Genomic DNA, 14,088 nt, shown 5'->3' on the forward strand with positions numbered 1-14,088 from the left:
TAAGTAAGAAAAACTAAAAAAGTAATATATTAAAATTCTTGTATTATTACCTCTCTTGCATATAATTAAAATGTTTTTAATAAGTAATTTCTAAAATAATGACAAATACTAAATATTATCCTGAAGTTAGTTCAAATGCTGATTTTGCGGCTATAGAGCAAGAAATACTAAAATTTTGGCAAGACAATAATATATTCCAAAAATCTATTGATGATAGAAATGGAGAATCGGAATTTATTTTTTATGACGGACCACCTTTTGCCAACGGTTTACCGCATTACGGTCACTTACTTACCGGCTTTATTAAAGACGTATATGCTAGATACCAAACCGTAAAGGGTAAGAAAGTCGAACGTCGCTTTGGCTGGGATTGTCACGGTCTTCCTGCTGAAATGCAATCAGAGAAAGAGCTTGGTATTTCAGGGCGTCTTGCAATAGCTAATTTCGGTATAGATAAGTTCAATAGCCATTGTAGAGCTTCGGTAATGAAATATGCAGGTGAGTGGGAGCAATATGTAACACGTCAAGCAAGATGGGTGGATTTTAAAAATTCTTATAAAACAATGGATAAGAATTTTATGGAATCCGTCCTTTGGGCGTTTAAAGAATTATATAATAAAGGACTATTATACGAATCTATGCGGGTGATGCCTTATTCTTGGGCATGCGAAACACCGCTTTCTAATTTTGAAACAAGACTTGATAATTCTTATCGTGAGCGAGCAGATAAAGCTGTAACGGTGAGTTTTGTACTGAATGAGATTCCTGCGATCAATGGAATGACAAAAGGGAAAGAATATAGAATCCTCGCTTGGACTACCACCCCTTGGACATTGCCGTCAAATCTAGCCCTAGCAGTCGGTAGTGATATAGATTATGTATTAGTCCCTAAAGAAAATATTTGTTATATAATAGCCGCTTCTTCCGTCTCTAAATATGCTAAAGAATTAGGGCTTAGCGGTGAAGAAAATTTTGAGATAATTAAAGGCTCAGAGCTTCAAGGACTCCGCTATAAACCTTTATTTGACTATTTCGAGAATCATCCGAACAGCTTTAAGATATTTGCAGGCGATTTCGTGGTTGAGGGCGATGGCACGGGCGTTGTTCACATGGCTCCAGGCTTTGGTGAAGATGACCAAATACTTTGCGAATCAAAAGGAATCTCACTTGTTTGTCCTGTTGATAATAGCGGTAAATTCACTAAAGAAATTCCTGACTTAGAGGGTTTGCAAGTATTTGACGCAAACGACAAAATAATTATCAAACTGAAAGAACAAGGAAATTGGCTAAAAACCGAGCAGTATATTCATAATTATCCTCATTGCTGGCGAACAGATACACCTCTTATATATAAAGCCGTTCCGTCATGGTACGTAAAGGTTACGCAATTTAAAGATAGAATGGTAGAGCTTAATCAGCAAATAAATTGGATTCCACATCACGTTAAAGATAATTTATTCGGTAAGTGGCTTGAAAATGCCCGTGATTGGTCGATAAGCCGTAATAGATTCTGGGGAACGCCGCTGCCTGTATGGAAATCAGACGATCCAAAATATCCACGCATAGATGTTTACGGCTCTATAAAGGAATTAGAGAAAGATTTTGGGGTTAAAGTTACTGATTTACATCGTCCGTTTATCGATGAACTGACAAGACCAAACCCCAACGATCCAACCGGTAAATCAACAATGCGTAGAATCGAAGACGTATTTGATTGCTGGTTTGAAAGCGGCTCGATGCCATACGGACAAGCCCACTACCCTTTTGAAAATAAAGAATGGTTTGAGGATCATTTTCCGGCTGATTTTATAGTTGAGTATTCAGCTCAAACACGTGGTTGGTTTTATACTTTAATGGTGCTATCTACCGCTTTATTTGATCGTCCGCCGTTTTTAAATTGTATATGCCACGGTGTGATTTTAGACGCTACCGGTCAAAAACTCTCAAAGCGTCTTAATAACTATGCCGATCCGCTGGAGCTATTTGATAAATACGGCTCTGACGCTTTAAGAGTTACGATGCTATCTTCAAACGTTGTTAAAGGTCAGGAACTGCTAATCGATAAAGACGGTAAGATGGTGTTTGATACGCTTCGTTTATTTATCAAACCTATTTGGAATGCTTACCATTTCTTCACGATGTATGCTAATGCCGATTCGCTTAAAGGTGAGCTTAATTTTAGCTCTAAAAACGTACTTGATATTTATATATTATCTAAGCTTAAAATAGCTGTACAAAAAATTGAAGAGAGTTTAGATAATTTTGATACACAAACAGCTTATCATGCAGTTTCAGAATTTTTTGAAGTGTTGAATAACTGGTATATAAGACGAAGCCGAGCAAGGTTTTGGAAAAGCGAAAAAGATGCAGATAAACAAAATGCTTATAATACTCTGTATTCATGTTTAGAGACCATGGCTATTGCGATGTCGGCATTAGTGCCTATGATTTCGGAGGCGATATATAAAGGATTACGTCATTGCGAGGACACCTTGTCATCCCGTGGCTTGTCCACGGAATCCAGTAAATCAATAAACAGCCTGGATCCCGTGGACAAGCCACGGGATGACAGACCACTAGAATCACGAGATGACATTTCCGTCCACCTATGCAACTATCCTAATCTCTCAAACTTTGAGATAAATCACGAGCTAGTTGCAACTATGGATAACGTGCTTGATATTTGTAGTAATAGCCTGTTTATTAGAAGTACTGAAAATATACGAGTAAGACAACCGCTTGCTAGCTTAACTATCATTAGTAAACATAATGATAAACTAAAAAGCTTTGAAGATTTAATAAAAGACGAAATTAACGTCAAATCAGTAATTTATCGTGATGATTTAGAGAATTACGCAAGCAAAAAACTATCGATTAATTTCCCAATGCTTGGTAAACGTCTTCCCGCTAAAATGAAAGAGATAATAGCCGCTTCTAAAAAAGGTGAGTGGGAAGCTATCGCAGGTGGTTTAACTATATGCGGCGAAACCTTAAATAATGAAGAATATAAGCTAATTTTAGAGCCGTATTCACATATCAAAGGAGCAGCAAGTTTTGAGAATAATAGTAGCTTGTTAATACTTGATTTAGAGCTAACAGCCGAGTTAATAGAAGAAGGATACGCAAGAGACATTGTACGCTTCATACAACAGGCTCGAAAAGATGCCGATTTCTCTATAACCGACAGGATTTTAATTGAAATAATAAGCGAGTTTGATTTATCTAAGATAATTGATAATTATGGAGACTTTATTAAAGAACAAACTTTAGGCGAGTTTTCTAAAAATTTCACGCCTGATTATGTAAGTAAAGTAGAATTAGAGAACCATCAAATACAACTTAAAGTTAAGAGATCGTAAATTATTTTACTATCAATTAAGATATTGATAATTTACTTAGATTAATCTATAGTACGCACGCTATAAATTAATCTAGGTAAATTATGTCAAAAGACTCCTCCTTAAGCCCGAGAGAAAAAGGTTCTTGGATTAAAAACCGCTTAGGAACTAGTACCACGAAAACCACAAACACAGAAATTGTAATAACTCTAGAATATTTAAAACAATATTTTAATGCGTTTCATCCTCAAGAAGGAACAGCATTAAATATTGTAGCTAGCTTAGATAATCCGGATTTAAATAAAATAAATCTCATAGAAGGTCTTATATCGCAAGGTGCAAATAAATACAAAGCATTAGAATTTGCACTTAAAAACAATAAAGAACAAGCTGAATATTTACTTAATAATCTTACGTTTGAACCTAATTCTAGCAATACAAAACCAAAGTTTAACACTAGTAAAGTATTTTGTAGAAAAACAAGAAGCGGATGTCAATTTTAGTAATTTTGGTTTTAACCCATTAAGACTTGCTGCTGGCTTAGCAGAACCTTATAAAACAGATATTACATGTTATCTTTTAATAAAAGGAGCAACTTATTTAAATACAACCCTACAAGAAGCAACACAAGCTGGTCAAAATATAAACGATCTTCATAAGCAAATCTTTTTTAAAGCAATAAATGAAAATAACCTTGAAGTAATTAAAAAATTCGTCGATATATACGGTTTTGATGTTAATACTGAATATCGTTTTAACACACCGTTAAGTACCGCAAATTTAAAAAATAGAAAAGAAATTGCAAAGTATCTTTTATCTAAAAATGCTAATTCAGATGCAGCATTAGAAATAGCAATAATATCCGGTAATTTAAATGCGGTAAAAACATTATTAGATGCAGGGGCAAAGATTAACGGCAATAAAGATGCATCACCTTTAATGCTTGCATCAGAGCATGGACAAGTCACAGTAGTAAAATATTTACTTAAACACGGTGCTAACTATAATGTTAAAGGATGGGAAAAAGATAACTTACATAGTGATGTATCGTATCAACTAACTCAAATCACTGAGATTTCTAAATTATGTAAAAAAGCTAATTTTAAATATATATTAGAGAGGATATTAAAAACAAGTATAGCATCACATTATGACGGATATAAGGATTTATCATCAGAACAAATAAAGCAAAAATTTTCTAAATTCAAAAAATAACTGAATCAAGATTTACAAAATTTTACAGAAATTAAAGCACTGTTAGACGATTATTCTAACGGAAAGAAAATTCCAATAAATACACATATTATAGTAGAAGACGAGGGCTATGTTTCGGATTTTGACAAAGCTGAACCTAAATCAACAAAAACAAGCTCTAGGTTAGAACATACTCCTTCTAAATCAGGTATATTTCGTACTTTTTCGCTTAAGGAACTTAAGGAGCTGGATGAAGAAACTCCCTTAACCGGTGATATAAAAAATCTAAAAGATATATTTCATTCTGAACTTGAATAATGTTATTCAACAGAGAAAGGGAAGTATTGTTGAGTAGATACCCAATTCGTCATTGCGAGGAGGCATTGTTGCGTGGACCTGCTTTTCCGTCTGAGCTAAGAAGAATTACGCAGTAATTCAGCGAAGCAATCCAGTAAAAAATTCTGATTTACAGAATTTTTTTAATTATTTTTCTGGATTGCCACCTCGCTTCGCTCCTCGCAATGACGATTCGGGTATCCATGCAGCAACACCGATTTATTCACGGAATCCAGTTAAAAATACTAATAAAATTAGTATTTTTAGTTGTTTTTCTGGATTACTGATTTTAGTTAGAAATAACATCAAATAAAAAACCTCTTGTACATTTATTAGATACATATATATTACCATGAAACATGGGAATCATATTTCATGGTAATATATACTTTTTTATAAAAAAATCTAATTAAAATACGGAGGAACCATGGCTAATCCAAATCTTACGAAAGGAAATAATTATTTTAGGAATGAGCAATATAAAGAAGCTATAGAAGCTTATAGCAAAATAGATAAAAGTAGCACATCTTATCCTTATGCTCTGTTTAATATAGGAGAGTGTTACTTTCAACAAGGGAAATTTATAGAAGCCATAAAATATTATAGTCAGATCTCTGATAACCATTTCTCACTCTATCAAAGTGCTTTATTTAATTGCGGTAGTTCTTTTTACAATCTAGATAAATATGCTGAAGCTATAGAAATGTATAGTAAAATACACAAAAGCTCTAATTATTATCAAAAAGCACAATATTATTTAAGAGAGTGTCAATTTGAAGCTATAGAAATGTATAGTAAAATACACAAAAGCTCTAATTATTATCAAAAAGCACAATATTATTTAAGAGAGTGTCAATTTGAAGCTATAGAAATGGCTGATAAGGCGGACAAATCAATGATTTCATACATTGAGAAAAATTTTAACTTAATGGAATATATTCTCGAAGAAGAAACTAGCTTTAATATTTTATGTCTTGAGAAAGATACTAACTTTAGTATTTTAGGAGAAAATTTTGACTTAATGGATATATCTGAATAAATGAATATAGTAAACTGCTTTCTATTGTTGCATGGATAGGCTTTTCCGTCATTGCGAGGAGGCATTGTTGCGTAGATCGGCAAAACCTACGGTGTCACCTAGTTCGCTTGACCACGGGGTCCATAAAAACAATAAAAAATACTAATAATTTTAGTATTTTTAACTGGATCCCGTGGTCAAGCCACGGGATGACAGAGGTGAAATTGATCCACGCGGGCAATGCCCACTCGCAATAGCGATAGCAGAGTATATCAAGCAAATTCTAATAATACCTGTCCTCTTACAACATTATCCTTTTCATTAACAAAAATTTTAGCTATTTTTCCATCTCTTTCGGCAAGAAGCAGGTTTTCCATTTTCATAGCAGTTAAAATTATAATTTCTTGTCCTGCCGTCACTTCTTGCCCTTCTTTCACCTTTATCGCAGCAATCTGACCGCTTAGAGGAGCTTGTAGTTCGGAGCTTTCTTCTACCACTACTTTTGAGACCATTAACGCTTCAAGTTCTGATATACGAGGAGAACGTACAAAGGCTTTTACGCTAATACCGGCATGCGATAATAAATAACCGGTTCTAATATTCTCAATTTTTACATTTGTCTTTTTACCGTTAATTATAGCGGTAAAAAGTTCATTGCCTAAATTCCAGTTACTACGAATATATATTCTATCGCTTTCGTGACGTATATTATAGCCGTTTTCAACAGGTGTAATTAATACGGGAAATAGTTTATCATCGATAGTTACCACCCATCTTGTACCTATCTTGTTAGCCTGATTGTTAATATTGCCGGAAATTAAAGAAGCACGTCTTTGCTCTGATATATAAATAAAAATAGCTGTTGCTAAAAATACGGTAGTTACTTCTGAAGTTAGACTAGCTCCGGAAAAACCGTCAGGATATTCTTCTTGAATAAAGGCAGTAGAAATATCGCCGCTAACAAAGCGTGGATGCAGCATTACCGCTTCTAAGAAACTGATATTATGAGCAATACCGTTAATTATATAAGAACTCAAAGCAGAACGCATTACCTCAATCGCCTGCTCCCTTGTTTCACCGTAAGTACATAATTTTGCAATCATCGAATCATAAAACATACTTACTTCACCGCCAAGCCCAATCCCTGTATCTATACGGATATTAGGGCTCTTTGCAGGTTCGGAATAAGCTATAATTCTACCGCTAGAAGGTAAAAAACCTCGGCTTGGGTTTTCGGCACAAATTCGTGACTCAAACGCCCAACCTTTTAATTTTATGTCATCTTGCGTAAATGATAATTTCTCGCCGGCTGCGATTTTTATCATCTCTTCAACGATATCTATACCGGTAATTAGCTCAGTAACGGGATGCTCGACTTGCAATCTAGTATTCATCTCTAAAAAATAGAAATTTTTATCACTATCTACTATAAACTCAACAGTACCGGCCGAATAATATCCCACTTTTTGAGATAAGGATATTACCTGCCGATACATTTCTTGCCTTATATCTTCAGTAATAAAAGAACTTGGTGCTTCTTCGATTACTTTTTGATGGTGACGCTGTATTGAACATTCACGCTCTCCGAGACATACACTATTGCCGTATTGATCGGCAATTAGCTGAATTTCGATATGACGGGGAGTTTGAATTAACTTCTCAATAAATAACCTATCATCACTAAAACTATTGGCTGCTTCAAGCTTTGCCGACTCAAAAGCATTTGCCATTTCAGCAGGATTATTCACTACTCTCATACCACGTCCACCGCCGCCGGCTGCCGCTTTTACTATTACCGGAAAACCAATCTCTTTAGCGATATCCACCGCTTGCTTAACATCGTTTATAGTTCCCATATAACCCGGAACGGTGCTAACTCCGGCTTCTATCGCTATCTTTTTTGCTTCAATTTTATCGCCCATTTTTTTAATAGTTCCGGCACTCGGTCCTATTAAAACAACACCTTCTCTTTTAAGAATATTGGCAAAATTTGGATTTTCCGATAAAAAACCGTAACCTGGATGTACTGCACTTGCTCCACTTTCACGAATCGCTGAAATAATATTTTTAATAGATAAATAACTTTCCGTTGCAGGGGAATCACCTATATAATAAGCCTCATCTGCATGCTGCACATACATTGAGTTTGTATCTGCTTCAGAATATACTGCAACCGACTTTATTCCCATCTTTTTTAAGGTACGTATTATCCTAACGGCGATCTCGCTACGATTAGCAATTAAAATTTTATCAAATAATGGTTTATTCATAGTTTTATTATAAAGTAATCTTTATTATTATACTGCTGTCGAGGTCATTCCTAGCTCAGCATTGCCCGCGTGAACCGTTTTATGTCATTCCTAGCTAAAAGCGGGAATCCAGAAAAAAAGCATATATACAGCAAATTTTTGAAATTAAAAGCTCGCTTTATGCTGGATTCCCGCTTTTAGCTAGGAATGACAATTAAATATTACAACGGCAAATTATCATGCTTCTTCCAAGGTAATTCTACTTTTTTAGTACGCAGGAAATTTAACGCCTTACATATTCGCCATCTAGTATTTTGCGGTCTTATAATATCATCCAAATATCCCCTAGATGCCGCAACAAAAGGCGAAGTTACTACTTTTCTATATTCATCGATTTTTTGTTTTTTAGCTTCAGGGTCTTTACATTCTTCCTTAAATATTATCTCGGCTGCTCCCTCTGCACCCATAACAGCGATTTCCGAATTAAACCAAGCATAGTTTATATCGCCTCTAAGATGCTTGGAGTTCATAACTATATAAGCACCTCCATAAGCCTTACGGGTAATTACGGTAATCTTCGGCACTGTAGCTTCCGCATACGCGTATAACAGCTTAGCCCCGTGTTTAATAATACCGTCATGCTCTTGGGATGTACCAGGCAGAAATCCAGGCACATCAACAAGGCTTACTATAGGAATATTGAAAGCATCACAAAATCTAATAAATCTTGCTGCTTTTCTTGAGGCGTTTATATCTAAACATCCTGCTAAATGCAAAGGCTGATTAGCTACAAATCCTACCGGATAACCTTCCATATAACCAAAGCCAATAATGATATTCTTAGCAAAATCAGGTTGTAATTCAAAAAATTCTCCCTCATCAACAATACGCTCAACAAGCTCTTTCATATCATAAGGCTTATTAGGAGTGTTAGGTATTAACGTGCTAAGAGACATATCGACTCTATCGGCAGGATCAATAGTCGAACGAACAGGAAGAGGACTACGATTGGATGATGGAAGGAAATTAAAGAACTTACGAATTTCGAGCAATGCTTCTATATCATTATTGAATGCAAGATCGGCAACGCCGCTTTTAGTGGTATGCATTCTAACACCGCCGAGCTTTTCTTGGCTTACTTCTTCACCCGTAACGGTTTTTACTACATCGGGACCGGTTACGAACATATAAGAACTATTCTTAACCATGAATATAAAATCGGTTAAGGCAGGGGAATATACCGCACCACCGGCACAAGGTCCCATAATTAGGGTAATTTGAGGGATAACACCCGACGCTAAAACATTACGCTGAAATAATTCACCGTATCCGGCAAGAGCATCAACCCCTTCTTGAATTCTTGCTCCCCCTGAGTCGTTAATACCGATTACGGGAGCACCGGTTGCTATAGCTTGATCGATAATATCGCAGATTTTCTTAGCATGATATTCACCGAGTGAGCCACCAAGTACGGTAAAATCTTGGCTATAAATAAATACCAACCTACCGTTTATCGTACCGTGTCCCGTTACAACACCGTCACCTAAAAACTTTTTATCCTGCATCCCAAAATTATTGCATCTATGGGATACAAACATACCTGTTTCGGTAAAGCTATTCGGATCTAATAATACTTCTATGCGTTCTCGTGCAGTTAACTTACCTTTTTGATGTTGTGCGTTGATCCTAGCTTCACCGCCCCCTTGCCTTGCAATATTTTTTCTCTCATCCAGTAACTCAGGAGAGATTATATTACTTTGATTCATAGATATATTTTTTCTCTCATCCAGTAACTCAGGAGAGATTATATTACTTTGATTCATAGATTATTTATAGTTTTATTTCCAAAATATCCATAATATAATATAATAATGCTAATGTGAAAAGATAATTATTTATGTCATCTACCGAAGATACCAAAGAAGCATCGAAAAAAGCCAAACCGACAGCTAAATTTAATAACTTATCAACTGCTTTAAAAAAGAATTTACAAAGAAGAAAGAAAGTACAAAAAGAAAAGAATAATAAAGAAAAATATTGATATTAGGTCCTTATATCTATAAAGAGTGATAGAATAGAAAATAATTTTTAGGAGAATAAATGTGAGTTTACATGAAGTAATAATTAAAATTAGTAAAATTTTTTCTCTTTTTATTCCCAAACAGGATATAGAGGAATCTAATAATAATATTCCTGCTAATAGAGAAGCAATGCACGATTATTATGAAGATTTAAATAATCCTCATTAAAAAGTATTTATCTATATGCAATTTGACATATTAATATAAATTGCTAATATTTGGGGAGTTTAGATTTTGTTTTGAATCCTATGTCATTCCTGCGAAAGCAGGAATCCAGTAAAACCTACAAAAAACTTGTTTTTTTAGGTTTATTTTGTCAATATTAAGACTATTTTTTGGATTCCTGCTTTCGCAGGAATGACATAAATAAGCCATACGGGCAAAGCCAACACCTTGCAGCAATGACGATTTGAATCCAACAAAATTGGTATTTAAAATATTTTACATTATGGACACAAACAAATTATATCTTTTCAAAGATAGACGATTTTTACCAAACTTTATAGTACAGTTATGTGGTTGTCTTAATGATAATATATTAAAAAATGCTCTAGTAATCCTTATAACTTACGGTATTACTGGTTCTTTAAGTAAATATAATAATTTACTTGTTTTAATTGCTAATGCTACTTTTGTACTACCTTTCATAATATTCGCAAGCATAGCAGGACAAATTGCCGATAAATACGAACGTGCAAATCTTATTAAAATTATTAAGATTTGTGAAATCGGTATAATTGCCTTTGCAATTTATGGATTTCATCATAATAACCTGCTAATTCTATTCTGTTCTATTTGCTTAATGGGTATACACTCTACTTTTTTCGGTCCAATAAAATATAGCGTATTACCTGATCACCTAACTAAAGACGAACTACTTGGAGCTAACGGCTTTGTTGAAGCCGGAACTTTTATCGGTATTTTTATCGGTACTATAATCGGCAGCTATTATACAATCAGCAATAATTTTATAATTTATTCCTTAATTACCATCGCCTTTCTTGGCTTCATTACAAGCCTTTTCTCTCCAAAATCTAAAAATGCAAATCGTGATATTGAAATAAATTTTAATATTATAGATAAAAGCATAAATATGATTAAATATGCCAAAGCAAAAAAACAGATATATTTAGCTATACTTGGTATTTCATGGTTTTGGTTTATCGGAGCTGCTATAATTTCACAAATACCTTTACTTGCTAAGATAACTTTTAAAGCTGATGAGAATGTTGCTAACTTATTTTTAGCAGTTTTCTCGCTTGGTGTTGGGGTCGGTTCGTTTTTATGTAGCAAAATATTTGAAGATGAGATTACCGTAAAATATCTATTTATTTCAGCCCTAGGCATTAGTATTTTCGGTATTGATTTATTCTTCGCAAGTAGAATTAGCTCAGTTAACTATGAACCTACTCAGCTAAAAAGTATTTTGGTATTTTTATCAAAAAGACATAATTGGCGAATAGTTATAGATTTATTTTTCTTAGCAGCAATAGGCGGTTTATATATCGTTCCCCTTTTTGCTATATTACAGCATTATGCAAACCCTGCTCATCGTAGCCGAATTATTGCCGTTAATAACCTCATTAATTCCATTTTCATGGTGGGATCAACAATTATTTTATCTTTATTATTTTACCTAAATTTCACTATACCCTGGATTATATTATTTATTAGCCTAGCTAATATAATCGTCACTATATATATTTACCGTTTAATACCTGAAGTTAAAATTATTCCGTTTAAGCTATTACGAAGAATATTCCAAATCTGTTTTGATCTTATGTATAAGGTTGAAGTAAAAGGATTTGAAAATTTCCAAAAAGCCGGTAAAAAAGTAGTAGTTGTCGCTAATCATATTTCATATCTCGATCCACCGCTAATTGCTACTTACTTACGAGAAGAAATGACTTTTGCAATTAGTCCCGATATACAAAAAATATGGTGGATTAAACCGTTTTTACGTATGGCAAGAACTTTGCCGGTTGATCCAAGTAACCCAATGGCAATAAAGACTTTAGTAAAAGAAGTACAAAAAGATCAGAAAGTAGCAATTTTCCCTGAAGGTAGAATAAGCGTTACCGGCTCTTTAATGAAAATATACGAAGGACCGGGAATGATTGCCGATAAAGCCGGTGCTACTGTTTTACCGGTTAGAATAGACGGTACTCAATTTACTCATTTATCAAAATTAAAAAACATATTAAAAAGAAAAATATTTCCTAAAATTACTATAACCGTTTTACCGCCGGTAAAATTCGCTAATATGAATGCTGCAAGTAATCAAGAACGACGCAGTTATATATCTAGGACTCTTTATGATATCATGGCTGACATGATATTTGAGAGTTCAGACTATAAAAATACTTTATTCTCATCTCTTATAGAAGCTGCTAAAATTCATGGATTTAAGAAAAAAATAGTTGATGATTTTGAAAATAATACGGTTACTTATCGAGATTTAATATTAAAATCTTTTATCCTAGGTGATTTAATCAAAAAGAATAATATCTTTGGCAGAAATTTAGGCTTAATGTTGCCTAATACCACGAATACGTTAATTACTTTTTACGCCATGCAATCTAGCGGTTATGTTCCTGCTATAATTAACTGGAGCAGCGGCATAAGTACTATTATTAACTCCTGTAAACTTGCAGACATCAAGGTAGTTTACACTTCAAAACAATTTATTGAGAAAGCAAATTTACATGAATTAATAACTAACTTATTAGATTTCGGTATTAAAATAATATATTTAGAAGATTTTAAAAATCAGATTGGTACAGCTCTAAAACTAAAAGCAAAAATAGGAAGTTATTTTGCCCAAACTTATTACAACTATTTTTGTCGTAATCGTGATGACGAAAAACCGGCAGTGATAATTTTTACTTCAGGTACTGAAGGTGAACCTAAAGCCGTATTACTATCTCACAGAAATTTACAAACTAATAGATATCAAATAACTGCTAAAGTACCTTTTAGTCCTGAAGATATAGTATTTAACTCATTACCTTTATTTCATTGCTTTGGTCTTGGTGGTGCAATTATCACAACTTTAAACGGTATTAAGCTGTTTCTATATCCTTCTCCACTAAATTATCGCAGCATTCCTGAAGTTATATACGATATCGGAGCAACTATATTAATTTCTACCGATACTTTTTTAAACGGTTATGCTAATTATGCTCACCCATATGATTTTTACTCATTACGCTATATATTTGCCGGTAGCGAGAAATTAAAAGAATCTACAAGACAATTCTGGCTTAATAAGTACGGCATACGTATTTTTGAAGGATATGGGATTACAGAAGCCTCACCTATTATAGCTTGCAATACTCCTATGCATAATAAAGCAGGCACGGTAGGAAGATTATTACCGAAAATTGATTATAAGCTTGAGAAAGTAGAGGGAATAAATGAAGGGGGACGTTTATTTATTAGGGGTCCTAACATCATGCTTGGTTACTTAGACTTAGAAAGCAACCATACTTATAAAGAATGGTATGACACCGGCGATATAGTCAAAATAGATTCTGAAGGTTATATAACAATTTTAGGACGTTTAAAACGCTTTGCTAAAATAGCGGGGGAAATGATATCTCTTACAAAAATTGAAGAGCTTGCAAGCGAAATTGATCCTGATTCCTTGCACGCTGCTATTTCTATTCCCGATAAAACGCATGGAGAAAAGATTATTTTATTAACTACCGGTTCCGGTATAAATAGAGAAAATTTTGCAGATACAGTATCTAAAACTCAAATTTCTTTACTACATTTACCGAAAGTAATTATTACCGATTCAGAAATACCTCTGCTTGCAAACGGTAAAATTGACTATCTTGAGATTATGAAAAACGTGGATAGATTCTAAC

At 34.0% G+C, this 14,088-nt stretch carries 8 protein-coding genes and 2 pseudogenes; 8 read left to right on the forward strand and 2 right to left on the reverse strand.

Annotated elements, in window-relative coordinates; translation table 11 throughout:
- Positions 1 to 98 precede the first annotated feature (98 nt).
- From ileS to H6P87_RS05060, 5 genes and pseudogenes are all read left to right on the forward strand, one after another.
- A complete protein-coding gene (gene ileS / locus H6P87_RS05045) occupies positions 99 to 3,359 on the forward strand; it encodes an isoleucine--tRNA ligase (RefSeq protein ID WP_202068842.1) in 3,261 nt (1,086 codons plus the stop codon).
- Positions 3,360 to 3,442: 83 nt separating this feature from the next.
- On the forward strand, positions 3,443 to 3,841 hold the full coding sequence (locus tag H6P87_RS05050; RefSeq protein ID WP_246437781.1) for a hypothetical protein: 399 nt from the start codon (positions 3,443 to 3,445) through the stop codon (positions 3,839 to 3,841).
- A pseudogene (locus H6P87_RS07375) lies at positions 3,756 to 4,193 on the forward strand (ankyrin repeat domain-containing protein); the annotation flags it as partial. The gene H6P87_RS05050 and the pseudogene H6P87_RS07375, both read left to right, overlap by 86 nt.
- Positions 4,194 to 4,196: 3 nt before the next feature.
- Positions 4,197 to 4,463: pseudogene (locus H6P87_RS07380) on the forward strand (ankyrin repeat domain-containing protein); the annotation flags it as partial.
- An 832-nt stretch (positions 4,464 to 5,295) separates the two neighbouring features.
- Positions 5,296 to 5,907 carry a tetratricopeptide repeat protein gene (locus H6P87_RS05060; RefSeq protein ID WP_202068844.1) on the forward strand — a complete coding sequence of 204 codons (612 nt, stop codon included), beginning with the start codon at positions 5,296 to 5,298 and terminating at the stop codon, positions 5,905 to 5,907.
- 251 nt (positions 5,908 to 6,158) lie between these two features.
- Here the strand turns inward: H6P87_RS05060 and H6P87_RS05065 are convergent, their stop codons facing one another.
- Together H6P87_RS05065 and H6P87_RS05070 are read right to left on the reverse strand one after the other, a co-directional pair.
- Entirely contained in the window at positions 6,159 to 8,156 is a 1,998-nt protein-coding gene (locus H6P87_RS05065; protein ID WP_202068846.1) for an acetyl-CoA carboxylase biotin carboxylase subunit, read from the reverse strand.
- A 200-nt stretch (positions 8,157 to 8,356) separates the two neighbouring features.
- A complete protein-coding gene (locus H6P87_RS05070; RefSeq protein WP_202070137.1) occupies positions 8,357 to 9,901 on the reverse strand; it encodes an acyl-CoA carboxylase subunit beta in 1,545 nt (514 codons plus the stop codon).
- A gap of 131 nt (positions 9,902 to 10,032) precedes the next feature.
- On the opposite strand from H6P87_RS05070, the gene H6P87_RS05075 reads away from it, so the two are divergent.
- The 3 genes from H6P87_RS05075 to H6P87_RS05085 all read left to right on the forward strand — a co-directional run bounded on the left by H6P87_RS05075 (position 10,033) and on the right by H6P87_RS05085 (position 14,087).
- Positions 10,033 to 10,176: a hypothetical protein gene (locus H6P87_RS05075; protein WP_187145856.1), complete on the forward strand. Its 144-nt coding sequence runs from the start codon at positions 10,033 to 10,035 to the stop codon at positions 10,174 to 10,176.
- Between the two features lie 61 nt (positions 10,177 to 10,237).
- The gene (locus H6P87_RS05080; protein ID WP_199402718.1) at positions 10,238 to 10,384 is read left to right on the forward strand and encodes a hypothetical protein; all 147 of its coding nucleotides are present in this window, start codon (positions 10,238 to 10,240) and stop codon (positions 10,382 to 10,384) included.
- Between the two features lie 280 nt (positions 10,385 to 10,664).
- A complete protein-coding gene (locus tag H6P87_RS05085) occupies positions 10,665 to 14,087 on the forward strand; it encodes an acyl-[ACP]--phospholipid O-acyltransferase (RefSeq protein WP_202068848.1) in 3,423 nt (1,140 codons plus the stop codon).
- The last annotated feature ends 1 nt before the right edge of the window (position 14,088 follow it).

The organism is Rickettsia tillamookensis, assembly GCF_016743795.2.
In the GTDB taxonomy this organism is placed as follows: Bacteria; Pseudomonadota; Alphaproteobacteria; order Rickettsiales; family Rickettsiaceae; genus Rickettsia; species Rickettsia tillamookensis.

What these genes read in the sequence shown, in the direction of transcription:
- H6P87_RS05085 (WP_202068848.1), top strand. Translation starts at nt 10,665, where the DNA reads ATGGACACAAACAAATTATATCTTTTCAAAGATAGACGATTTTTACCA.
- ileS (WP_202068842.1), top strand. Translation starts at nt 99, where the DNA reads ATGACAAATACTAAATATTATCCTGAAGTTAGTTCAAATGCTGATTTT.
- H6P87_RS05050 (WP_246437781.1), top strand. Translation starts at nt 3,443, where the DNA reads ATGTCAAAAGACTCCTCCTTAAGCCCGAGAGAAAAAGGTTCTTGGATT.
- H6P87_RS05075 (WP_187145856.1), top strand. Translation starts at nt 10,033, where the DNA reads ATGTCATCTACCGAAGATACCAAAGAAGCATCGAAAAAAGCCAAACCG.
- H6P87_RS05060 (WP_202068844.1), top strand. Translation starts at nt 5,296, where the DNA reads ATGGCTAATCCAAATCTTACGAAAGGAAATAATTATTTTAGGAATGAG.
- H6P87_RS05065 (WP_202068846.1), bottom strand. Translation starts at nt 8,156, where the DNA reads ATGAATAAACCATTATTTGATAAAATTTTAATTGCTAATCGTAGCGAG.
- H6P87_RS05070 (WP_202070137.1), bottom strand. Translation starts at nt 9,901, where the DNA reads ATGAATCAAAGTAATATAATCTCTCCTGAGTTACTGGATGAGAGAAAA.